The sequence below is a fragment of the Hydrogenophaga sp. genome (assembly GCF_048549895.1).
In the GTDB taxonomy this organism is placed as follows: domain Bacteria; phylum Pseudomonadota; class Gammaproteobacteria; order Burkholderiales; family Burkholderiaceae_C; genus Hydrogenophaga.
The window spans coordinates 1-23516 of record NZ_JBLYYB010000248.1; the positions used below are offsets into that span (position 1 = coordinate 1).

19 protein-coding genes are annotated in these 23516 nt (G+C 66.5%); 15 read left to right on the forward strand and 4 right to left on the reverse strand.

The annotated features are described in order from the left end of the window. The coding region (locus ACN4F8_RS22385) for an HlyD family type I secretion periplasmic adaptor subunit (protein ID WP_419475590.1) at nt 1-1309 on the forward strand (1309 nt) is incomplete at its 5' end. A 6-nt stretch (nt 1310-1315) separates the two neighbouring features. Here ACN4F8_RS22385 and ACN4F8_RS22390 read toward each other — a convergent pair. From ACN4F8_RS22390 to ACN4F8_RS22400, 3 genes are all read right to left on the reverse strand, one after another. Further along, a complete protein-coding gene (locus ACN4F8_RS22390) occupies nt 1316-2587 on the reverse strand; it encodes an esterase/lipase family protein (RefSeq protein WP_419475591.1) in 1272 nt (423 codons plus the stop codon). Nucleotides 2588-3042: 455 nt separating this feature from the next. After that, nucleotides 3043-4236, reverse strand: a complete 1194-nt coding sequence (locus tag ACN4F8_RS22395; protein ID WP_419475592.1) for a pseudouridine synthase — start codon at nt 4234-4236, stop codon at nt 3043-3045. 7 nt (nt 4237-4243) lie between these two features. Then, on the reverse strand, nt 4244-4978 hold the full coding sequence (locus tag ACN4F8_RS22400; RefSeq protein ID WP_419475593.1) for a Crp/Fnr family transcriptional regulator: 735 nt from the start codon (nt 4976-4978) through the stop codon (nt 4244-4246). A gap of 172 nt (nt 4979-5150) precedes the next feature. Between ACN4F8_RS22400 and ACN4F8_RS22405 the strand changes: the two genes are divergently transcribed. The 9 genes from ACN4F8_RS22405 (at nt 5151) to ACN4F8_RS22445 (ending at nt 16132) form a co-directional block, all read left to right on the forward strand. After that, nucleotides 5151-7097, forward strand: a complete 1947-nt coding sequence (locus ACN4F8_RS22405; RefSeq protein WP_419475594.1) for an AMP-dependent synthetase/ligase — start codon at nt 5151-5153, stop codon at nt 7095-7097. 10 nt (nt 7098-7107) lie between these two features. Continuing rightward, a complete protein-coding gene (locus ACN4F8_RS22410) occupies nt 7108-7914 on the forward strand; it encodes an ABC transporter ATP-binding protein (RefSeq protein ID WP_419475595.1) in 807 nt (268 codons plus the stop codon). A gap of 105 nt (nt 7915-8019) precedes the next feature. Then, on the forward strand, nt 8020-8949 hold the full coding sequence (locus tag ACN4F8_RS22415; protein ID WP_419475596.1) for a branched-chain amino acid ABC transporter permease: 930 nt from the start codon (nt 8020-8022) through the stop codon (nt 8947-8949). A gap of 141 nt (nt 8950-9090) precedes the next feature. Continuing rightward, nucleotides 9091-10167, forward strand: coding sequence for a branched-chain amino acid ABC transporter permease (locus tag ACN4F8_RS22420; RefSeq protein WP_419475597.1), 1077 nt, complete (start codon nt 9091-9093; stop codon nt 10165-10167). A gap of 88 nt (nt 10168-10255) precedes the next feature. Next, the gene (locus tag ACN4F8_RS22425; RefSeq protein ID WP_419475598.1) at nt 10256-11593 is read left to right on the forward strand and encodes an ABC transporter substrate-binding protein; all 1338 of its coding nucleotides are present in this window, start codon (nt 10256-10258) and stop codon (nt 11591-11593) included. A gap of 89 nt (nt 11594-11682) precedes the next feature. After that, nucleotides 11683-12504 (forward strand): ABC transporter ATP-binding protein, encoded by an 822-nt coding sequence (locus ACN4F8_RS22430; protein WP_419475599.1) that lies wholly within the window; start codon nt 11683-11685, stop codon nt 12502-12504. Nucleotides 12505-12629: 125 nt separating this feature from the next. Further along, nucleotides 12630-13883: a phenylacetate--CoA ligase family protein gene (locus ACN4F8_RS22435; RefSeq protein WP_419475600.1), complete on the forward strand. Its 1254-nt coding sequence runs from the start codon at nt 12630-12632 to the stop codon at nt 13881-13883. Between the two features lie 137 nt (nt 13884-14020). Next, complete coding sequence (locus ACN4F8_RS22440; protein ID WP_419475601.1) at nt 14021-15004, forward strand: tripartite tricarboxylate transporter substrate-binding protein; 984 nt, start codon at nt 14021-14023, stop codon at nt 15002-15004. 135 nt (nt 15005-15139) lie between these two features. Next, a complete protein-coding gene (locus ACN4F8_RS22445; protein WP_419475602.1) occupies nt 15140-16132 on the forward strand; it encodes a Bug family tripartite tricarboxylate transporter substrate binding protein in 993 nt (330 codons plus the stop codon). Nucleotides 16133-16397: 265 nt separating this feature from the next. Here the strand turns inward: ACN4F8_RS22445 and ACN4F8_RS22450 are convergent, their stop codons facing one another. Next, on the reverse strand, nt 16398-16724 hold the full coding sequence (locus ACN4F8_RS22450) for a DUF1840 domain-containing protein (RefSeq protein ID WP_419475603.1): 327 nt from the start codon (nt 16722-16724) through the stop codon (nt 16398-16400). 121 nt (nt 16725-16845) lie between these two features. On the opposite strand from ACN4F8_RS22450, the gene ACN4F8_RS22455 reads away from it, so the two are divergent. From ACN4F8_RS22455 to ACN4F8_RS22475, 5 genes are all read left to right on the forward strand, one after another. Next, complete coding sequence (locus ACN4F8_RS22455) at nt 16846-19203, forward strand: bifunctional salicylyl-CoA 5-hydroxylase/oxidoreductase (protein ID WP_419475604.1); 2358 nt, start codon at nt 16846-16848, stop codon at nt 19201-19203. An 11-nt stretch (nt 19204-19214) separates the two neighbouring features. Continuing rightward, nucleotides 19215-19694: a MarR family winged helix-turn-helix transcriptional regulator gene (locus ACN4F8_RS22460; RefSeq protein ID WP_419475629.1), complete on the forward strand. Its 480-nt coding sequence runs from the start codon at nt 19215-19217 to the stop codon at nt 19692-19694. Then, nucleotides 19691-20545 (forward strand): enoyl-CoA hydratase family protein, encoded by an 855-nt coding sequence (locus tag ACN4F8_RS22465; RefSeq protein WP_419475605.1) that lies wholly within the window; start codon nt 19691-19693, stop codon nt 20543-20545. The genes ACN4F8_RS22460 and ACN4F8_RS22465 overlap by 4 nt, the downstream gene beginning before the upstream one ends. Before the next feature lie 104 nt (nt 20546-20649). Next, nucleotides 20650-21846: an acyl-CoA dehydrogenase family protein gene (locus ACN4F8_RS22470; protein WP_419475606.1), complete on the forward strand. Its 1197-nt coding sequence runs from the start codon at nt 20650-20652 to the stop codon at nt 21844-21846. Beyond that, complete coding sequence (locus tag ACN4F8_RS22475) at nt 21843-23498, forward strand: AMP-binding protein (RefSeq protein ID WP_419475607.1); 1656 nt, start codon at nt 21843-21845, stop codon at nt 23496-23498. The genes ACN4F8_RS22470 and ACN4F8_RS22475 overlap by 4 nt, the downstream gene beginning before the upstream one ends. The last annotated feature ends 18 nt before the right edge of the window (nt 23499-23516 follow it).

A 23516-nucleotide genomic window follows, 5' to 3' on the forward strand; every position in this document is an offset into this window, starting at 1 on the left:
ACCCCTGATCCGCCTGCAACAGCAGGCTCCCTCCCCCATCGGCCGGCGGGTGCTGTGGTGCCTGCTGGCACTGCTGGTGTTCCTCATCGTCTGGGCTTCGGTGGGTCGACTCGACATCGTGGCCGTGGCCGAAGGCAAGCTGGTGCCCGAGGACTACCTCAAGATCGTGCAACCGTCAGAGGCGGGCATCGTCAGCGCCATCCTCGTGCGCGAAGGGCAGACGGTTCAGAAAGACCAGGTGCTCATGCGCATGGACGCGCTCACCACCGACACCGACCTCAGCGCGCTCACCACCGAACGCGGGCGCAAGCGGCTCGCGTTGCGCCGCGTGGACGCTGAACTGGCCGAACAGCGGCTGAAGATCGACGCCGATGAATTGCAACCGTTGGCGCAAGAGGCCTTGGCCCAGCAACTGGCAAACGAAGCGGCACTGGCAAGCGCACTGGCCGAAGAGCGCAGCCGCATGCTCAAGGCGCAACAAGAGCTGGCTGCCGCTCAGCAGCAAAGCCAGCGGTTGCAAGCGGTCTTGCCCCACTTTCAGGCGCAGGAAACGGCCTATGCGCAACTCGCCGACCAGGGCTTCACCGGCCAGCTCATGGTCAGCGACAAACGGCGCGAACGCATCGAGAAAGAACAGGAACTCGCCACCCAACAGCACGTGATCGCCTCGGCGCGGGCGAGCATCGACCAGTCGGTGAAGAAACTGGAACAGATACAGGCCGAGCACCGCCAGCGCCTGCACACCGAGCGCGCCGAGACCCGTTCGCAGCTGGAACGGCTGGAGGCGGACTGGCAGAAACAGCAGCACCGCCGCGCCCTGATGGAACTGCGCGCGCCGCACGAAGGCATCGTGAAGGAGTTGGCCACGCACACCGTGGGAACAGTGGTGCAGCCCGGCACCGTGCTGGCCACGCTGGTGCCGCAGCAGGCGCCGCTGAAGGTGGAGGTCTGGATCGCCAACGACGATGTGGGCTTCGTTCGGCCAGGCCAGTCCGTCAAGTTGAAGTTTGCGGCCTATCCGTTCCAGAAGTACGGCATGGCGCACGGCGATCTGCAGTGGGTGAACGCCGATGCACAGACCGAAGAGCCGGGTCGATCGCCGGCGCCCGATGGCGCCCTGCCGCCGCCGCTGCGTTACAAAGCCACGGTGAGCCTGCGCGACGCGGCGCTGGTGCGCGACGATCGACGCCACGAACTCACCGCCGGCATGCAGGCCCAGGCCGAAATCCTGCTGGGCCAACGCACCGTGATGCAGTACCTGCTGTCACCGGTGCAGCGGGCGTGGCACGAGGCTGGGCGGGAGCGCTGAGGCGGTTCAGTCAGCGTCCACCGCCACGGGCACCAACCACTGCACCAGTTGCTGCGCCACCACCGGGCTGGAGAGCAGCTCCAGGTGACCCGTGCGGTGCACGGTGCGCTGGCTGTCTCGGGCAAACACCAGCCTTCGCGCGGCCTCGTCGTGCTGGCCCAGCGCGCTGCGCAGCGGCACCAGGCCGTCGCCGGTGAGGCGGTCGGCCAGCAGGCCGCGCTGCGGCGCGAGCGTGGCGGCCACGGTGAAGCAGGCCACGCCTTCGGGCAGCGGCAGCGGCACGCGGTGGTCATGCGGGGAATCGAACCGTCCCCGCCCCTGCCAGTCGTCGTCCAGCACATGGCCATGGCGCAGGTCGGTGATGCCGGCGCTGCGCAGCATGCCCAGGCGCGTGAACGGCAGGGTGAAAGGCGAAGCGGCGAGCAACACGTCCACGCCGTGACCCGCCCGCTCCAGCGGCGCGCCGTGGTGCGGCGTGCCCAGAAACACCAGGTGCTTGAGTTGCGCGGGCCAGCGGTGGCCCATCTGCCGGCCGTAGAACACAGCGGCGCGCGCCAGCAACCCGCCCATGCTGTGGCTCAGCACGGTGATGGATTCGAGCGCCGGCCAATGCGCCGCCAGGCGTTCGAGCTGGCCGGCGAGTTCGCGGCCGTTGATCGAGGTGTGCAGGCCGCTGTTGTAGCGCGCATAAACCGGCGTGCAGTCCAGCGCTTGGGCCAGAAAGGCACCGTGGTCGTGGCCGTTGCGATGCCACTGCGTGTCGTTCATGCACAGGCCGTGCACCAGCAGCAGCAGGTGGGGCGAGGCGCCGGCCAGCCGTTCGCGCAGGTGGGTGGGTCGCTCCATCGGCAGGGCCTGCCCGGCCAGGCGCAGCTCCATGTGCTGCACCAGCGGGTTGTTGTGTGCCAACAGGCGGTCGCCCATCACGCCGTTGAGCGCGGCGAGCACGGCTTCTCGGCCGGGTGAGGGCGCGGGGTGGGTGGAAGGGTCGTCCAGGATGGGCAACAGGGTGGAGAGCGCGCCGTCCAGCCCGTGGCCGACCATGGCCGTGACGCCGCGAATGCCGCGGTAGATCTGCCCGGTGAAGCCACCCGTGCGGTCGTCTTCCGTGCCCGCCGACAGGCCCAGCTTGCGGCGCACCGACTGGTGCACGCCCTCGGCGATGCCGATCACACCGGTGGTGGCCTGCGTGGCCAGCCGCACCGCGGCCTGCAGGTCACTGGGCCGCAGGTGGCGCAGCACGGCCTGGCGGGTGGCGGAGGGTTTGGCGCGGGTCATGGGGCATTGTGGCCCTCAGGGCTTTGCTTTTGTGCGTCAGGGACTGGCGTGCTCGGGTTTCACTCGGCTTTTTGTGCGAGGGCGGACGGAGCGGGTGCGCGTTCTCCGGCCCTGCTCGCGGGGGTCTGCCCGGCGATTCATAGACCGCTGTGTCAACACGGTGGCTGGCGCTCTGGCTCTGTGGCAACCGCGAATGGGGGCCTGCGCCCGCGCACCCGCTCCATCCGCCCCACGAGGTGTGGGCGCGCAAAGATGGGCGTGCCCACGTTTGCTCACAGGACGGTGGCGGTGCCCGCGGGCGCAGGCCCCCATTCGCGGTTGCCACAGAGGCAGCGCCCAAGAAACGGTGTTGACGAAGCAGCCCATGAACCGCCGGGCAGACCCCCGCGAGCAGGGCCGGAGAACGCGGGCGCCGCCACCGGCCTGGCGCGAGGTCTCAGAGCGAAATCAACGAATCAAAAAGCTTCGTCAGCCCGCAAATACCGCCATTGCCCCACCGGCAGATTGCCCAGCACCACCTGGCCGATGCGCACCCGCTTCAAACCCACCACGTGCAGGCCGACCTGCTCGCACATGCGGCGGATCTGGCGTTTCTTGCCTTCCACCAGCACAAAACGCAGCTGCTCCGGGTTCTGCCATTCCACCTGCGCGGGCTTCAAGGGCTGGTCGTCCAGGCTCAGGCCGTGGCGCAGCCGGGCCAGCTGGTGTGGCGGAAAGATCGCCTGCACGTTTTCCGCGATCACGCCTGCACCCATCGGGCCGTTGGGCGCGAACTGAACACGCACCAGGTATTCCTTTTCCACGCCGCTGCTCTCGCCGATCAGCGTGCGTGCCACGCGGCCGTCTTGCGTGAGCACGAGCAGACCGGTGGAGTCGATGTCGAGCCGGCCGGCCGGGGCCAGGCCGCGTGTGTGTTCGGGTGCGAAACGCCGGCCATCGGCGGGGGTCTTGGCGTCGCCGCGCCACTGGCTCGGTGCGCCGATCAGCGTGGCGGCGGCCTCGTGGCCGTCTTCGGGCTGACCGCTCACATAACCCACCGGTTTGTTGAGCAGGATGGTGACCTGCCCGGCCTGCTGGTGGCGCGCTTGCGGTAACACGGCCACCTGCGCGTCGGGCGCCACCGGCATGCCCATCACCGCGGGTTCGCCGTTGACCAGCACCCAGCCGCGCGCGATCCATTCGTCGGCTTCGCGACGCGAGCACAGGCCGAGGTCGGCCATGCGTTTGTTGAGGCGGATTTCACCGCGCACGTTGCCCACGCGGGCGAGGTCGGGCCGGTGCGGCTGAGGGCGTGGTGCTGGAGCGGGGCTGCGTTGTGGACGCTCAGGCGCTGCGAAACGATCGTCCGCGCGGCGTGGCGCCGGGCGTTCACTCCAGCCACGGTCATCACCACGCGGAGCCGCGCCGGGGCCCGAGCGGGGGCGGTCTGCGCTGTAGCGCGGGCGTTCGCCCTCGGGGCCGCCACGCGGGGTGCCGTAGGGCTTGGCCGGTTCACGTGGAGGTTTGGGCGCCGAGGCTGAAACGCTCTTGGCGCGGGCCGGGCCGGGTGGGCGCACCGGCGCGCGGCGCGGTGCGAACGGATCGGCGGGTTTTTTCTGAGCGGCGCCCGGGGTGAGCTTGAGCGTGCGGGCGGGTTTGTCGGTGGTCATGGGTCGATCATCCCTCATCAAGAACGCCGGAGCGCAGCGCCGCGAGGTCGAGCACGCGCAAACCGCCGTATTCCACGCGTATCCAGCCCTTGGCCGCCAGCGTGGTCAGCGCCTCGTTGGTGCGCTGGCGCGACAGGCCCACCAGGTAGGCCAGCTCTTGCTGGGTGATGCGCAAGATACCGGCCACGTTGGGCGAGAGCAGGGGGTGGAACAGCGCGGCCAGGTTGCGCGCCACGCGCAAATCCGGGCTGTTCAGGCGGTCGATCTCGCGCGCCGCGATGAACTGGCCCAGGCGTTCGTTGAGCTGGTGCATCACAAAACGGTTGAAGCCGATCGAGTGGTCGAGCAGCCAGTCGAAGGTCTCCACCGGCAGACCGGCCACGCGGCTCTTGCGCAGCGCCTGGATGTTGTAGCGGTACTGCTCGTGTTTGAGCACCGTGCCTTCGCCAAACCAGCCACCCGGCGCCACGCCGGTGAAGGTGATCACCGGGCCTTGTGAATCGTCGTTGCTCATCTTGAGCAGGCCGTCCACCAGGCCGAACCAGTAGGTCACCGGCCGGCCGAAGCGGCAGATGATGTCGCCCGCGTCCGCCTCGCCCACCACCAGCGCGTCCACCGCACGCTGCCGATCGCTCGGCGTGAGGCGTTGCAGCCAGGGAATTTCGGCCAGTTCGGCCTCGGTGGGCGCGCGCGCGCGGGTGCGCAGGTCGTTGCCGGAACGGTGGGGGCTGAAGAGGCTCATGGCGGTCTGGGAGGCGCAAACCCGTACGGGAAAGTCCTAGGAGGGATGACCCGCAATTGTCGTCGTACGGACAACATGGCGTCAAACGAAGTCCTACGATCCGCTGCATCAAGACGTGTCCGGTGCGGGACACGCCAGACGCCGACGAAGCGATCGGCTCCAGGAGACACACATGCAAACGACGTTCCCCCAGCTCTTGCTGGACCACGCCCAGCGCCGCCCCGGCGCCCCGGCGATGCGCGAGAAGGAATACGGCATCTGGCAGACCACGAGCTGGGCCAACATGGCCCGCCTCGTCGAGGCGCTGGCTTGCGGTCTGCACCAGGCCGGCTTGAAGCGCGGTGAACACATGGTGGTGATCGGCGCCAACCGGCCCCGCCTCTACGCCACCATGCTGGCCGCGCAGTCGCTGGGTGCGATCCCGATTCCGCTCTACCAGGACGCGGTGGGTGGTGAATGCGTGTTCCCGATCAACAACGCCGAGGTGCGTTTCTGCGTGGTGGAAGACCAGGAGCAGGTCGACAAGATGCTGGAGATCCGTGAGCAGTGCCCGCAGCTCTCACACATTTACTACGACGACCCGCGCGGCCTGCGCAACTACGACCAGCCCGGCCTGGGTGGTGTGGAAGAGCTGATCGCCGCCGGCCAGGCACACGCCAAGGCCCACCCGCAGTTGTTCCGCGAGCAGGTGGCGGCGTGCAAACCCGACGACGTGGCCGCCATGTTTTTCACCAGCGGTACCACCGGCAACCCCAAGGGCGTGGTGCACACCCACCACACGCTGATCAACCGCGCCGACGTGGGCGCGCGCTTCGACAAGCTCACCCCTGCCGACGAGGTGCTGGCCTACATGCCGCCGGCCTGGATCGGGCAGAACATCTTTTCCTACGCGCAGTGGCTGGTGGCCGGCTACGTGGTGAACTGCCCGGAGTCCGGCGCCACGGTCACCATCGACCTCAAGGAAGTCGGCCCCACCTACTACTTCGCGCCGCCGCGCGTGTTTGAAGGCCTGCTCACCAGCGTGATGATCCGCATGGACGACGCCGGCGCCTTGAAGCGCGGCATGTTCCATTACTTCATGGACGTGGCCCAGCGCGTGGGCCCCACGCGCATGGACGGCCAATCCATCGGGCTGGTCGACGCCATCAAATACAAGCTCGGCGACTGGCTGGTCTACGGCCCGCTGCGCAACAACCTGGGCATGAGCCGCGTGCGCGTGGCCTACACCGCCGGAGAAGCCATCGGCCCCGACCTGTTCAGCTTCTACCGCTCCATCGGCATCAACTTGAAGCAGCTCTACGGCTCCACCGAAACAGCCGTGTTTGTCTGCCTGCAGCCCGACCACGAAGCCCGTGCCGACACCGTGGGCGTACCCTGCGAAGGCGTGGAGATCAAGCTCAGCGACAGTGGCGAGATCCTGGTGAAGTCGCCCGGGCTGCTCAAGGGTTACTACAAGAACCCGAGCGCCACCGCCGAGGTGTTGACCGCTGACGGCTGGTACCACACGAGTGATGCCGGCTTCATCGATGCATCCGGCCATCTGAAGATCATCGACCGCGTGAAAGACGTGGGCCGCATCATGGGCGGCGTGCACGACGGCGCCATGTTTGCGCCCAAGTACGTGGAGAACAAACTCAAGTTCTTCAGCTACATCAAGGAGGCGGTGGCCCTGGGCGACAAGCGCGAGCGCGTGTGCGTGATGCTCAACATCGACTTCGAGGCGGTGGGCAACTGGGCCGAGCGGCGCAACCTCTCGTACGCCGGCTACACCGATCTGGCGCAGAAGCCCGAGGTATACGAACTCATCCGCGACTGCGTTGAAAAGGTCAACGCCGACCTGAGCCGCGACGAGCTGCTCGCGGGCAGCCAGATCAGCCGCTTCCTGGTGCTGCACAAGGAACTGGACGCCGACGACGGTGAACTCACCCGCACGAACAAGGTACGCCGCGGCTTCATCAGCGAGCGGTATGCCGCGCTGGTGGATGCGCTCTACAGCGGCAAGACCGAGCAGTACATCGAAACCCAGGTGAAGTTCGAAGACGGGCGCAGCGGCTCGGTGAGCGCCACGCTCAAGCTGGGTGACGCCAAGACCTTCGCCCCGGTGAAAGCCGCAGCCTGAACACCACACCATGAGCAAAAAAATCGGCGACGTCATCCTCGACGTGCACAACATCAGCCTGCGCTTCGGCGGCGTCAAGGCGCTCACCGACATCAGCTTCAACGTGCGCGAGCACGAGGTGCGCGCCATCATCGGCCCCAACGGCGCGGGCAAGAGCTCCATGCTCAACTGCATCAACGGCGTGTACCAGCCGCAAGAGGGTTCGATCAGCTTTCGCGGCCAGACCTTCAAGCACATGAACAGCCGCCAGGTGGCCGAGATGGGCATCGCGCGCACCTTCCAGAACCTCGCGCTCTTCAAGGGCATGAGCGTGATCGACAACATCATGACCGGGCGCAACCTGCGCATCAAAAGCAACATCCTCGCGCAGGCGTTTCGCAATCCCTTCGCAGGCTTGAAATTTTTGGGCGGCGCGCAGAAAGAAGAAGAACAACACCGCGAGTTTGTCGAACACATCATCGACTTCCTGGAGATCCAGGCCTTTCGCAAGACGCCCGTGGGCACCCTGCCCTATGGCCTGCAGAAACGCGTGGACCTGGGCCGGGCGTTGGCCATGGAGCCGCAGGTGCTGCTGCTGGACGAGCCCATGGCCGGCATGAACGTGGAAGAGAAGCAGGACATGAGTCGCTTCATCCTGGATGTGAACGACGAGTTCGGCACCACCATCGTGCTGATCGAGCACGACATGGGCGTGGTGATGGACATCTCCGACCGCGTGGTGGTGCTCGACTACGGCAAGAAGATCGGCGACGGCACGCCCGAAGAAGTTCGCAACAACGAGGAGGTCATCAGCGCCTACCTTGGAACCTCCCACTGAGATGAACCGAAACCCCGTTCGGGCTGAGCCTGTCGAAGCCCTCCACACCAACACCGCCAGAGCCCTTCGACAGGCTCAGGGCGAACGGCCATAAAGGCACTTGATATGGCTTTCTTTCTTGAAGCGCTTCTCGGCGGCCTCATGGCCGGCATGCTGTATTCGCTGGTGGCGCTGGGCTTCGTGCTCATCTACAAAGCCTCCGGCGTCTTCAACTTCGCGCAAGGCGCCATGGTGCTGTTCGCGGCGCTGGCCATGGCGCGCTTCTCCGGCTGGGTGCCGGGCTGGCTGGGCATCGAGGACAAGTTCCTGGGCAACCTGATCGCCTTCGTCATGGCCGGTGCGCTCATGTTCGTGCTGGCCTGGCTGATCGAGCGCCTGGTGCTGCGCCATCTGGTCAACCAGGAAGGTGTGACGCTGCTCATGGCCACGCTGGGCATCACCTACTTTCTGGACGGCCTGGGCCAGACCATCTTCGGCTCGGACATCTACCAGATCGACGTGGGCATGCCCAAGGACCCGATCTTCCTGTTCGAAGGTGTCTTTGAAGGCGGCGTGCTGGTCAACCTCGAAGACGTGTACGCGGCCTGCGTGGCGGCGCTGCTGGTGGCCGTGCTCTCGCTGTTCTTCCAGAAAACGTCCACCGGACGCGCACTGCGCGCCGTGGCCGACGACCACCAGGCCGCGCAATCCATCGGCATTCCGCTCAACCGCATCTGGGTCATCGTCTGGTTCGTCGCCGGCATCACCGCGCTGGTGGCCGGGATCATCTGGGGCTCCAAGCTCGGTGTGCAGTTTTCGCTCACCACCGTGGCGCTACGCGCCCTGCCCGTGATCATCCTGGGCGGCCTGACCTCGGTGCCCGGCGCCATCATCGGCGGCCTGATCATCGGCGTGGGCGAGAAGCTCTCCGAGGTCTACCTCGGCCCCTATGTGGGCGGGGGCATCGAGATCTGGTTTGCGTATGTGCTGGCGCTGGTGTTCCTGCTGTTCAGGCCGCAGGGCTTGTTCGGCGAGAAGATCATTGACAGGGTATGAAGCACCCCCTGCGCCGCTTCGCGTCTTCCCCCTCTCTCGCCTTCGGCGGGAGGGGAACGCTCCCTGTGGCCCGGCAAAGCCGGTTCCACGGAAGCCCCGTGCAAGGCACGGCTCGCCGGACACATTGAGGAGAAGAAAAACATGTTCTACAGAGAAAACGGTCAGTTCAAGACCTCCTACCGCGCCGACCAGCAGATCTTCCCGATCGCGCAGGACCGCTGGGTCATCCTGGCCTTCATCGCGTTTGCCTTCATCGGCGTGCCGCTGCTGGTGGACGAGTACATGTTCCGCGCCATCCTCATCCCCTTCCTGATCCTGGCGCTGGCCGCGCTCGGCGTGAACATCCTCGTGGGTTACTGCGGGCAGATCAGCCTGGGCTCGGGCGCCTTCATGGCGGTGGGCGCCTACATGGCCTACAACACCTATGTGCGCATCGACGGCATGCCGGTGATCATCGCCCTGCTCTCGGGCGGCTTCTTCGCCACGCTGGTGGGCATCTTCTTCGGCATCCCCAGCCTGCGCGTCAAGGGGCTGTATCTGGCGGTGGCCACGCTGGCCGCACAGTTCTTCTGCGACTGGGCGTTCCTGCGCATCGGCTGGTTCACCAACAACACCGCCTCGGGTTCGGTCTCGGTCTCCAACCTCTCGGTGCTGGGCTGGATCATCAACACGCCGATGGAGAAGTACCTCTTCTGCCTGGGCTTTCTGGTGGTGTTTGCGCTGCTGGCCAAGAACCTGGTGCGCTCGGCCATCGGGCGCGAATGGATGGCCATCCGCGACATGGACGTGGCGGCTTCTGTGATCGGCATCCGCCCGATGTACGCCAAGCTCAGCGCCTTTGCGGTCAGCTCTTTCATCATCGGGGTGGCCGGCGGTCTGTGGGGCTTCGTGCACCTGGGTTCGTGGGAGCCCGCGGCCTTCTCCATCGACCGCAGTTTCCAGCTGCTCTTCATGGTGATCATCGGCGGCATGGGCTCCATCATGGGCAGCTTCTTCGGCGCGGCCTTCATCGTGGTGCTGCCCATTTTCCTCAACCAGTTCCTGCCCGCGGTGGGCTCACTTGTCGGCGTGGAAATTTCCACCGCCACGGTGTCCCACACCGAGTTCATGGTTTTCGGCGCGCTCATCGTCTGGTTCCTGATCGTGGAACCCCACGGTCTGGCCAAGCTCTGGAGCATCGCCAAACAGAAGTTGCGGCTCTGGCCCTTTCCGCACTGAGTTCGGAACGGCGTGGGCCGTCCGACATCCAAGGGTCATGGTGTGTTGTGTGTTGATCGGTGTTTGATTCTTACTAGGAGACAACGAAATGAAGCTGCGAAATCTTGTTCTGTCCGTGTCCATTGCCTGTGCGGGCGTGTCCGCTGCGTTGGTGGCGCCGAGTGCCATGGCGCAAGCCAAGGAACAGTTCTTCCCCGTGCTGGTGTACCGCACCGGCGCCTACGCGCCCAACGGTGTGCCGTTCGCCAACGGCTACGTGGACTACCTCAAGCTCGTCAACGAGCGCGGTGGCATCAACGGTGTGAAGGTGTCGTTTGAAGAGTGCGAGACCGGCTACGCCACCGACCGCGGCGTCGAATGCTACGAACGCCTCAAGGGCAAGAACGGTGGTGCCACGGTGTTCCAGCCGCTGTCCACCGGCATCACCTTTGCGCTGACCGAAAAGGCCCCGGGCGACAAGATCCCGCTGATCACCGCCGGTTATGGCCGCAGCGAGTCCGCCGATGGTGGCGTGTTCAAGTGGAACTTCCCGCTCTCGGGCACCTACTGGGTGGCCGCCGACACGCTGATCCAGCACATCGCCAAAAAAGAAGGCGGCATGGACAAGCTCAAGGGCAAGAAGATCGCGCTGGTCTACCACGACAGCCCGTTCGGCAAGGAGCCGATTCCGCTGCTGCAGGAGCGTGCCGCCCAACTCGGCTTCACCCTGAGCCTGCTGCCCGTCACGCACCCCGGCGTCGAACAGAAAGCCACCTGGCTGCAGATTCGCCAGAACCGCCCGGACTACGTGCTCAACTGGGGCTGGGGCGTGATGAACTCCACCGCGTTGAAAGAGGCCCAGGCCACCGGCTACCCGCGCGAGAAGATGTATGGCGTGTGGTGGGCCGGTGCCGAGCCGGACGTGAAAGACGTGGGCGCGGGCGCCAAGGGCTACAACGCGATCATGATGCAGCACGGCTCGCAAGCCGATGCGGCCGTGGCGCAGGAAATCCTGGCCAAGGTGCACGGCAAGAACCAGGGCACCGGACCGAAGGAAGAAGTCGGCCAGGTGCTGTACCTGCGCGGCGTGCAAGCTGCCATGTTCGCGGTGGAAGGCGTGCGCGCTGCGCAAGAGCGCTACGGCAAGGGCAAGGTCATGACGGGTGAACAAGCCCGCTGGGGTTACGAGAACCTGAACCTGACCCAGGCCAAGCTCGACGCGCTGGGCTTCAAGGGTGTGATGCGCCCGATCTCCACCAGCTGCCAGGACCACATGGGTGCTTCGTGGGCCCGCGTGCACACCTGGGACGGCACCAAGTTCGAGTGGACCTCCGACTGGCTGCAGGGCGATGAGCAGATCATCCGCCCGATGGTCAAGGCTGCGGCCGACAAGTACGCCGCCGAGAAAAAACTGACCCGCCGCACCGGCGCGGATTGCCAGAGCTGATGACGGGCTGAACCTGACGGCTCGCAAGAGCCGCCAATTCAAAGACCTGCGCACAGCCGGTCTTTGAATTGGCCACACAGGACACTCCCATGACCACCCCAGAGAGCACCCCCACCAACGTCCTCAACGTGCAAGGCATCGAGGTCATCTACAACCACGTGATCCTCGTGCTCAAGGGCGTTTCGCTCAACGTGCCCGACGGCAAGATCGCGGCCGTGCTCGGCGGCAACGGCGCGGGCAAGACCACCACCTTGCGCGCCATCTCCAACCTGTTGAAGGCCGAGCGCGGTGAAGTCACCAAGGGCAGCATCGAGCTGCGTGGCGAACGCATCGAAAACCTCAGCACCTCCGATCTGGTGCAGCGCGGCGTGGTGCAGGTGATGGAAGGGCGGCATTGTTTTGCGCACCTCACCATCGAAGAAAACCTCATGACCGGCTCCTACACCCGCAAGGACAAGGCCGAGATCGCGCGCAACCTGGAGAAGGTCTACAACTACTTTCCGCGCCTGAAAACCCGGCGCACCAGCCAGGCCGCCTACACCTCGGGTGGCGAGCAGCAGATGTGCGCCATTGGCCGGGCGCTGATGACCAACCCCAGCGTGATGCTGCTGGACGAGCCCTCCATGGGGCTGGCGCCGCAGATCGTGGAAGAGGTGTTCGAGATCGTGAAAGACCTCAACCAGAAAGAGAAGGTCACCTTCCTGCTGGCCGAGCAGAACACCAACATGGCGCTGAAGTACGCCGACTACGGCTACATCATGGAGAGCGGCCGCATCGTGATGGACGGTCTGGCCAGCGACCTGCGCAACAACGAGGACGTGAAGGAGTTCTACCTCGGCATGGGGGGAGGCGAGCGCAAGTCGTTCAAAGACGTGAAGAGCTACAAGCGCAGAAAACGCTGGCTTGCTTAGCCCACCCCCGCGCCGCGCTTTCAGCGCGTCACCCCCTCAAGGGGGCGATGCCTGCGGCCCGGCGAAGCCGGTTCCGTCGTCATCCCTGAAATCACTCCCCCTCACACAGACGTATCTGGATCGCCATGAACGAATTTTTCGACGCTCTTGAAACCCGGTCTAGCGATCAGCGCGAAGCAGCTCAAATGGCCGCGCTGCCTTTGCAGATCGCGCACGCACAGCGCAACAGCCCGGCGTTTGCCGACATCCTGAAAGGCGTGGACGCCGCCAGCATCACCAGCCGCGCGGCGCTCGCCCGCCTGCCGGTCACGCGCAAGAGCGAACTGCTGGAGCGCCAGAAGGCCTCGCGTGCGCAAGGCGGTGATGCGTTTGGTGGCTTTGCCGCGCTGGTGCGTGGCCCGGCCATGTCGCGCGTGTTTGCCAGCCCTGGCCCGATCTACGAACCCGAGGGCACGGGGCGCGACTACTGGCGCGCTGGCCGCGCCTTGTTCGCCGCGGGCTTTCGCGCGGGCGAGCTGGTGCACAACAGCTTCAGTTACCACATGACCCCCGGCGCCTTCATCCTGGAGTCGGGTGCGCACGCCGTGGGTTGCACCGTGTTCCCCGCCGGCACCGGCCAGACCGAGCAGCAGCTCGACGCCATGGTCGACCTCAAGCCCGACGCCTACACCGGCACGCCGAGCTTTCTGCGCATCCTGCTGGAGAAAGCGAAGGAAGCGGGCACCGACATCCGCAGCCTCAACAAGGCCTCGGTGGGCGGCGAAGCCTGTCCGCCCAGCCTCACGGCCTGGTTCAAGGAACAGGGCGTGGACGTGTACCAGACCTACGCCACGGCCGACCTGGGCCTGGTGGCCTACGAGACCGCGTCGCGACAGGGCCTGGTGCTCGACGAAGGCGTGATCGTGGAGATCGTGCGCCCGGGCACGGGCGACCCGGTGCCCGAGGGCGAGGTGGGTGAACTGGTGGTGACCACGCTGAACACCGCGTACCCGCTGGTCCGTTTCGGCACCGGGGACCTCTCGGCCATCTTGCCGGGCACCTGCCCCACCGGCCGCACCGCCCCGCGCATCAAGGGCTGGATGGGCCGCGCCGACCAGACCACCAAGGTGCGGGGCATGTTTGTGCACGCCGCGCAGGTGGCCGACATCGCGCGGCGGTTTCCGCAAGTGCACAAGGCACGTCTGGTGGTCAGTGGCGAAATGGCCAACGACCAGATGTGCCTGAAGGTCGAGGCCAGCGAGGCCGATGAGGCCCTGCGCGACCTGATCGCCGCAGCCGTGCGCGACATCACCAAACTGCGCAGCGATGTGCAACTGGTGCCCCCCGGCAGCCTGCCCAACGACGGCAAGGTGATCGAGGACGCGCGCAGCTACCAGTAATACCGAAGTCATCAAAGAGCGCCCGGCTGCGGTGCAGCAAAGGGTTTTCCCATGCAGCCGGCTAAGTAATTTCCGCGATTTCCTGCTGTCACGTGGGGGATACCATGACGGGCACTTAAACCCCGTTGGAGACCTCCATGAAAAAACTGCTCGCCGTCGCCCTGGCAGCCACCGTCTCGGTTGGCGCCTATGCACAGGCCTTCCCCGCCAAGCCCATCACCTTCGTGGTGCCCTTCGCCGCTGGTGGCCCGACCGACCTGGTGGCCCGCCGCCTGGCCGAGGCGATGCGCAAACCCCTGGGTGGCGCCAACATCGTGGTGGAAAACGCGGCAGGTGCCGGCGGCACCATCGCGGGCACCAAGGTGGCCCGCGCCAACCCGGACGGCTACACCCTGCTCGTGTGGCACATCGGCATGGCCGCCACCACCAGCCTCTACCGCAAGCAGCAGTTCAAGCCACTCGAAGACTTCGAGTACCTGGGCATGATCAACGACGTGCCCATGACCTTGCTGGGCACCAACAAGCTCAACGCCAACACCTACCGCGACTTCGAAGCCTACATCCGCGCCAACGGCGGCAAGCTCAACCTGGCGCACGCCGGTCTGGGATCGGCCTCGCACATCTGCGGCCTGATGTGGCAGTCGGCCGTGAAGCTGGACAAGTCCATGACCACCATCGCCTACCGTGGCACCGGCCCGGCCATGAACGACCTCATCGGCGGCCAGGTCGACGTGATGTGCGACCAGACCACCAACACCACCTCGCAAATCGAAGGCGGGCGTGTGAAGGCTTTCGCCGTGACCACCGCCAAGCGCCTGGACGGCCACAAGCTGCTCAAGGACTACCCATCGCTGCAGGAAATGGGCCTCAAGGGCTTCAACCTGACCATCTGGCACGGTCTGTACGCACCCAAGGGCACGCCTCCCGAGGTCACCAAGCGACTGAACGACGCACTGCAGGTGGCCTTGAAGGACCCCGAGTTCATCAAGAGCCAGGAAGACCTGGGCGCCATCGTGGTGACCGACAACCGCGTGACCCCCGCCGGTCACAAGGCTTTTGTGGCCAACGAGATCACCAAGCTCAAGACCGCCATCGACGCCGCCGGCCAGTTCGCCGACTGAGCGTTGACCGCCCCTGAATACAGCCCGCCCGTGCGGGCTGTATTTGTTTGGGCCGTGCGCGTGCTGTCTCAAAGGAGCACACACACCGCACAAGCCGCCGCTACATTCACCCGACAAACACAGCAGGAGACAACCATGACCCTTTCACGTCGCACCCTCATCGCCCTGGCCGTTGCCACCTCCACCCTGCCCGGCCTGGTTGCAGCCCAGGCGGCCTGGCCGGGCAAACCGATCCGCATCGTGGTGCCGTTTGCCCCGGGCGGCACCACCGACATCCTGGCCCGCACGCTGGCGCCCGAGCTGACCAAGGTGCTGGGGCAGCCGGTGGTGGTGGAAAACCGCGCCGGCGCGGGTGGCAACATCGGCGCAGACATCGTCGCCAAATCACCCAACGATGGGTACACCCTGCTCATGGGCACGGTGGGCACGCACGGCATCAACAAGTCGCTGTATTCGAAACTGCCCTACGACCCGCAGAAAGACTTCGCGCCCATCACACTGGTGGCCGGCGTGCCCAACGTGATGGTGATGAACACCAAGCGCGCACAGGAACTGGGCATCAACAACGTGGCCGACTTCATCAAGTACGCCAAGTCCCGCCCCGGCAAGCTCAACATGGCCTCCAGCGGCAACGGCACCTCGATCCACCTGGCGGGCGAGCTGTTCAAGTCGCGCACCGGCATCTTCATGACGCACATCCCCTACCGCGGCTCCGGCCCGGCCATCACCGACCTGCTGGTGGGCGCGGTGGACGTGATGTTCGACAACCTGCCCTCGGCCATGCCGCACATCCAGTCGGGCGGCTTGAAGGCCTTTGCGGTCACCAGCGCCGTGCGCTCCAGCGCCCTGCCCGACACCCCCACCGTGGCCGAAGCCGGCGCGCTCGCCGGCTTTGAAGCCAGCTCCTGGTTCGGCCTGCTGGCCCCCGCCGGCACCCCACCCGAGGTGGTGAACCGCCTGCAACAGGAAACCGCCAAAGCGCTGGGCCTGCCCGCAGTGAAAGAACGCCTGGTGGGCCAGGGCGCCATCCCCAGCGGCAACACGCCCCAGGAATTCGCCAAGCTGATCGAGGCCGAGATTGCGAAGTGGGCGCCGGTGGTGAAGGCCTCAGGCGCGAAAGTCGACTGACCCCCGCCGCGCTTCGCGCGCCCCCCTGAAGGGGGCGATGCCTGCGGCCCGGCAAAGCCGGTTCCGCGGCATCTCTGGGTGAAGGCACCCCGCTCCGGAAGCCGCCCAGTCACCGGCATTCTTTCGAAGCAAAAAAATGCACCTCGGCGCACGTGTCCCAACCCAGGGACACCGAGGGTCCGGCTCCGCCGGCCCCAGGTGTCGCCCCCCTCCCGCCGCAGGCGAGAGAGGGGGGAGCGGCGAAGCCGCGCGGGGGGTGCTTCCCCTACACCCCCCAGACGATGTCCACGCCCGCCTTCTCGCAGCGCTGCATCATCTCGATGAACGGCGCACTGCGCATGCGCAGGCTCACCTGATCGAACTCGGGTGGCACATCGCCACGCTCAGCGGCTTCTTCGCGAAGCCGCTTCTGCTCGGCTTCTTCCAGCACGATGGCATCGCGGATGGCCTGCTGGGCCGCCGGCATCTGCTGGTGCATCACCACGCCCGGACCTGACGGGTCCTTGCCGAGGATTTCCAGGAGGCGCTTGCCGTGCTGCGCCAGCATCACCAGATCGCCGGTTTCGCGGGATTTGAATCGGTACACGGACATAGGGGCCTCCTTGGGGCTGTGCTTCATTGTTGCACCGAAGTGCGCCATACGGGCACGGGTACCCATGGGATGCGGGTAAACCCGATTGAAGCTGAATAATTCAAGTCTAAACTAATTAGGCATGAACACTCCAGACTCAGCGCTCCAACGCATCCTGTGCATCGGCGGTGGCCCGGCCGGCCTGTATTTCGCCTTGCTGATGAAGCGGCGAGATCCCTCGCTCACCGTGACCGTGGTCGAGCGCAACCGGCCATTCGACACCTTCGGCTGGGGCGTGGTGCTCTCCGACCAGACGCTGGGCAACCTGCGCGCGGCCGACCCCGAATCGGCCACGCTGATCGGTGAAGCCTTCAACCACTGGGACGACATCGAGGTCTTCTACAAGGGCGGGCGCGTGCGCTCGGGCGGCCATGGCTTCTGCGGCATCGGCCGCAAAAAGCTGCTCAACATCCTGCAAGACCGTTGCCTGGCCCTGGGTGTGAACCTCGTTTTCGAAACCGATGTGACCGACGACCAGGCGCTCGCCGCGCAGTACAACGCCGACCTGGTGATCGCCAGCGATGGCCTCAACAGCCGCATCCGCACGCGCTACGCCGAGACCTTCCAGCCCGACATCGACACGCGCGAATGCCGCTTCGTGTGGCTCGGCACCAGGAAGACGTTCGACGCCTTCACCTTCGACTTCGTGCAGACCGAACACGGCTGGTTCCAGGCACACGCCTACAAGTTCGACGGCGAGACCTCGACCTTCATCGTGGAAACGCCCGAGGCGGTGTGGAAGGCACACGGCATCGACCAGATGGAGCAGGCCGAGGGCGTGGCCTTCTGCGAGAAATTGTTCGCCGACCGGCTGGAAGGCCACGCGCTCATCAGCAACGCGCAGCACCTGCGTGGCTCGGCCAACTGGATCCGTTTTCCGCGCGTGATCTGCAAGACATGGGTGCACAAGACTGAGGTGGCTGGACGTCAGATCCCCATCGTGCTCATGGGCGACTCAGCGCACACCGCGCACTTTTCGATTGGCAGCGGCACCAAGCTCGCGCTGGAAGACGCGATCGACCTGGCCAACGAGTTCACGCGCCACGCCAATGCCGATGTGGCCGAGGTGCTGCAGGGCTACGAAGCGCGCCGCAGCGTGGAGGTGCTCAAGATCCAGAACGCCGCGCGCAACTCCACCGAGTGGTTCGAGAACGTGGACCGCTACACCGGCATGGAAGTCGAGCAGTTCGCCTACTCGTTGCTCACGCGCAGCCAGCGCATCAGCCATGAAAATTTGCGCTTGCGCGATGCCGGTTGGCTCGAAGGCTACGAAGCCTGGCTTGAAGCCCAGGTCAAGCCCGACGCGCCGGTGAAAAAACACCCTACTCCGCCCATGCTGCTGCCGCTCACGGTGCGCGGCCTCACGTTGAAGAACCGCATCGTCGTCTCGCCCATGGCGCAGTACAGCGCGGTCGACGGCGCGGTGGGCGACTACCACCTGGTGCACCTGGGTGCGCGCGCGCTCGGTGGCGCCGCGCTGGTGATGGTGGAGATGACCAGCCCCACACCCGAAGGCCGCATCACACCGGGCTGCCCCGGCTTGTGGAACGACGCGCAGCAAGCGGGCTTCAAGCGCATCGTGGACTTCACCCACGCGAGCCACGCGCACATCGGCATCCAGCTCGGCCACAGCGGCCCCAAGGGTTCCACGCAGCTCGGCTGGGAGCGCATCGACGAACCGCTGGAGGCTGGCAACTGGCCCGTGATCTCGGCGAGTGCCGTGCCCTACGGCCCGCAAAACCAGGTGCCGCGCGCCATGACCCGCGCCGACATGGACGCGCTCACGGCCGCCTTCGTCGAGTCCACCCGACGCGCAGCCGCCGCCGGCTTCGACTGGCTCGAACTGCACGCCGCGCACGGCTACCTGCTCTCGGCCTTCATCTGCCCGCTGACCAACCTGCGCACCGACGAGTACGGCGGCACACTGGCCAACCGCTGCCGCTACCCGCTGGAGGTGTTCACCGCCATGCGCGCCGCGTGGCCGGCGGACCGGCCCATGAGCGTGCGCATCTCCGCGCACGACTGGGCGCCCGGTGGCAACACGCCGGACGACGCGGTGGAGATCGCGCGGCTGTTCAAGGCCGCGGGCTGCGACGTGATCGACGTGTCCTCGGGCCAGACCACGCGCGCGGCCAAGCCCGTCTACGGCCGCATGTACCAGACGCCGTTTGCCGACCGTGTGCGCAACGAGGCCGGCATCCTCACCATGGCGGTGGGAGCCATCAGCGAGGCCGACCACGCCAACAGCATCATCGCCGCCGGCCGCGCGGACCTCTGCGCCGTGGCCCGCCCGCACCTGGCCGACCCGGCCTGGACACTGCACGAGGCCGCCAAGCTGCAAACCCGCGCCCTGCAATGGCCCCGCCCGTATGAGAGCGGGCGTGACCAGCTCTACCGCGAAACTGCCCGCCTGCAAGCCTTGAAAGACAACACCCCATGAACGATTCACCCCTGGACCTGGAAGCCCGTGCCCACAGCGAACACGCGCACGAGTTGCGCCTGTGGCTGCGCCTGCTCACCTGCTCGCAGCTGATCGAAAAACGCGTGCGCGCCGGCCTGCGCGAGCAGTTCGACACCACGCTGCCGCGCTTCGACCTCATGGCCCAGCTGGAGCGCCACCCCGAGGGTTTGAAGATGAAGGAGCTCTCGCACCGGCTCATGGTCACCGGCGGCAATGTGACCGGCATCACCGACCAGTTGGTCAACGAAGGCCTGGTGGAGCGGCTGGACGTGGACGGCGACCGCCGTGCGTTTCGCGTGGCCCTCACCGACCACGGCCGCACCACCTTCACCGCGATGGCGCGCCAGCACGAAGAGTGGATCGTGGACGCCTTCGAAGGCCTGAGCCCGCGCGACCTGGAGAGCCTGCACAAGCTGCTGGGCAAGGTGAAAGCGCACCAACTCGACATCAACCAACGCATCGAAGAATGAAACACCCCATCCCCGACCACAACCCCATGCGCGGTCAGTACACCGCCATGGCCGATGCACGCCCCAGCCACTTCGCGCTCAGCGTGAACGACGGCGTGGCCACCGTCACGCTCAACCGGCCCGAGCGCAAGAACCCGCTGACCTTCGAGTCGTATGCCGAGCTGCGCGACTGGTTTCTGGCCCTGCAGAAAAGCACCGACATCAAGGCGGTGGTGCTCACCGGCGCGGGCAACAACTTCTGCTCGGGCGGTGACGTGCACGAGATCATCGGCCCGCTCACCACCATGACCATGCCCGAGCTGCTGGCCTTCACGCGCATGACCGGCGCCCTGGTGAGCGCCATGCGCGCCTGCCCGCAGCCCATCGTGGCTGCGCTCGACGGTGTGTGCGCCGGCGCCGGCGCCATGATGGCGCTGGCTTCCGACCTGCGGCTGGGCACGCCGCAGGCCACCGTGGCTTTCCTCTTCACCCGCGTGGGCCTGGCGGGTGCCGACATGGGCGCCTGTGCGCTGCTGCCCCGCATGATCGGCCAGGGCCGCGCGAGCGAGCTGCTGTTCACCGGCCGCGCCATGACCGCCGCTGAAGGCCACGCCTGGGGTTTCTTCAACGCGCTGCACGAGAACGCCGCGCTGCTGACCGCCGCGCACCAGCTCGCCACCCAGCTCGCGCAAGGCCCCACCTTCGCGCACGGCATGACCAAGACCATGCTGCACCAGGAATGGGCCATGACGCTGGACCAGGCCATCGAGGCCGAGGCGCAGGCGCAGGCGATCTGCATGCAGACGCAGGATTTCAAGCGCGCGTACGAAGCGTTCGCGGCCAAGCAGCGCCCAGTCTTTGAGGGAGATTGAGATGACGCAATATCCGTTCGGGCTGAGCCTGTCGAAGCCCCTCCAGCCCACATCGCAAAAGCCCTTCGACAGGCTCAGGGCGAACGGGAACGAGGGTGTCTGAGATGGTCGCCTTCGAACACCCCCACGGCATGCACCCACCGCAAGCGCAGTGGGAACTGCCCTTCTTCGACGCGCACCACCGCGCCATGGCGCCTCGCCTGGCCGACTGGGCTGCGCTGCAACAGGTGGACGAGGCCGACGACCGCGCCGCCTGCAAGGACTGGGTGGCGCGCCTGGGGCGTGACGGCTGGCTGCGCTACTGCGTGCCCGCGGCGCACGGCGGGGAGCTGCCTGCACTCGATTCGCGCTCGCTGGTGGTCCTGCGCGAGACGCTCGCTTTCCATTCGCCCCTGGCCGACTTTGCGTTTGCGATGCAGGGCCTGGGCAGCGGCGTGATCACGCTGGCGGGAACACCCGCGCAACAAGCCAAATACCTGAGCGCCGTGGCCAGTGGCCAGAAGATCGCGGCCTTTGCCTTGAGTGAACCCGACGCCGGCTCCGACGTGGCCGCCATGGCCACACAAGCCGTGCAGACCACCAGCGGCTGGACATTGAACGGCACCAAGACCTGGATCAGCAACGGCGACCTGGCCGACTTCTATGTGGTCTTCGCCAAGACCGACCCGCAGGCCGGCGCGCGCGGCATCAGCGCCTTCATCGTCGATGCCGCGCAGCCCGGCCTGGACAGCAGCGAACACATCCACGTGATGGCGCCGCACCCGCTGGCCACACTGCGGTTTTCGGACTGTGCGCTGGGCAGCGACGCCCTGGTGGGTCCACAGCACGGTGGCTTCAAGCTCGCCATGCAGACGCTGGACATCTTCCGCGCCTCGGTGGCCGCGGCCGCGCTCGGCATGGCGCGGCGCGCGTTTGCTGAAGCGGTCGCGCAGGCCAGGCAGCGCAAGATGTTCGGCCAGACCCTCGCCGACTTCCAGCTCACGCAGGCCCGCCTGGGCGAGATGAGCGCCCTCATCGACGCCGCTGCCCTGCTCACCTACCGCGCGGCCTGGCAGCGCGACTGCAGCACCACCCAAGGCATGGGCACGCCCGCCTACACCACGGCTGCGGCCGCCGCCAAGCTCACCGCCACCGAGAACGCGCAGCGCGTGATCGACATGGCGCTGCAGATGTTCGGCGGGCGCGGCGTGCAGGTGGGCCAGAAGGTGGAGAGCCTGTACCGCGACATCCGCTCGCTGCGCATCTACGAAGGTGCGAGCGAAGTTCAGCTTCTGATCCTGGGCAAAGCGGCATTGAGATGAACAAGATCGCCGTTCCTTCCGCGCAGGTCGACTCCTTCGTGCACGACCACCTGCCACCCATCGAGCAGTGGCCCGAGCTGCGCTTTGACCTGCCCGAGCTGCAACTGCCCGCGCAGGTGAACGCGGTGCAGGCGCTGTTCGAGCGCGCCACCGCCGCCGGCCACGCCGACCGCGCGCTGTTTCGCAGCGACGAGCGCACGCTGAGCTACGCGCAGGCGCAGGCCGAGGTCAACCGCATGGCCAACGTCTTCACCGTGGAACTGGGCCTTGTGCCGGGCAACCGCGTGCTGCTGCGCGGCGGCAATTCGGTGGCCATGGCGCTGGCCTGGCTGGCCACGGTGCAGGCCGGGCTGGTGGCGGTGGCCACCATGCCGCTGCTGCGCGCCAAGGAGCTCGGCGCCATCCTCCAGAAGGCGCAGCCCGTGCTGGCGCTGTGCGACGTGAAACTGCAGGACGAACTCAAGGCCGCGCTGGCTGCCGACCCGGCCACCGCCGGCATGGCGATGCTGGTGTTCAACACCGGTGGCGCCGAGGTGCCGCACTCGCTGGAAGCCCTGGCGCAGCGCCAGTGCGCCCACAGCGCGCCCTGCCCCACGGCAGCCACCGACATCGCCCTGCTCGCCTTCACCTCCGGCACCACCGGCACGCCCAAGGCGGCGGTGCACACCCACCGCGATGTGTTGGCCGCCTGCGAAACCTGGCCACGCCACGTGTTGCGCGCCACGCCGGACGACATCGTCATGGGCTCACCGCCGCTGGCCTTCACCTTCGGCCTGGGCGGCCTGCTGGTGTTTCCCATGTGGGCCGGTGCCTCGGTGTATTTCCCGTCCGTGCCCTACACGCCCGAAGGCATGGTGCAGCTCATGGCCCGCGTGGGCGCCACCATCTGTTACACCGCGCCCACCTTCTACCGCCAGATGGCGGCGTTCGCACAGCAGCACGGCATTGGAAAACTGCGCATCAGCGTGAGCGCGGGCGAAGGCCTGCCCGACGCCACGCGCCAGCTCTGGAAAGACGCCACCGGGCTGGAGATGCTGGACGGCATTGGCGCCACCGAGATGTTCCACATCTTCATCTCGTCCCCACCCGAAGCGGTGCGCCGCGGCGCCATCGGCCAGGTGGTGCCCGGCTACCAGGCGCGGGTGGTGAACGACGATGGTGAGCCGCTGCCGGTGGGTGAGGTGGGCAAGCTCGCGGTGATCGGCCCCACCGGTTGCCGCTACCTCGACGACGCGCGCCAGACGAACTACGTCAAGGGCGGCTGGAACCACCCCGGCGACGCCTTCCGCATGGACGCCGACGGCTACTTTTTCTACCAGGCCCGCACCGACGACATGATCATCACCGCCGGCTACAACGTGGCCGGCCCCGAGGTGGAAGCCGCGCTGCTGGAGCACCCGGCGGTGGCCGAGTGCGGCGTGGTGGGCAAACCCGACGACGAGCGCGGCCAGATCGTGCAGGCCTTCGTGGTGCTCAAACCGGGCCACGCCGCCGACGCCGCGCAAATGAAGGCGCTGCAAGACCACGTGAAGCACAGCCTGGCCCCTTACAAATACCCGCGCGAGGTGGTCTTTTTGGCCCAACTTCCGCGCACCGAAACCGGCAAGCTGCAGCGGTTTGCTTTGCGCCAGCAAACGCGCACAACCCCCTGAAAAAAAATCCAACCCGAC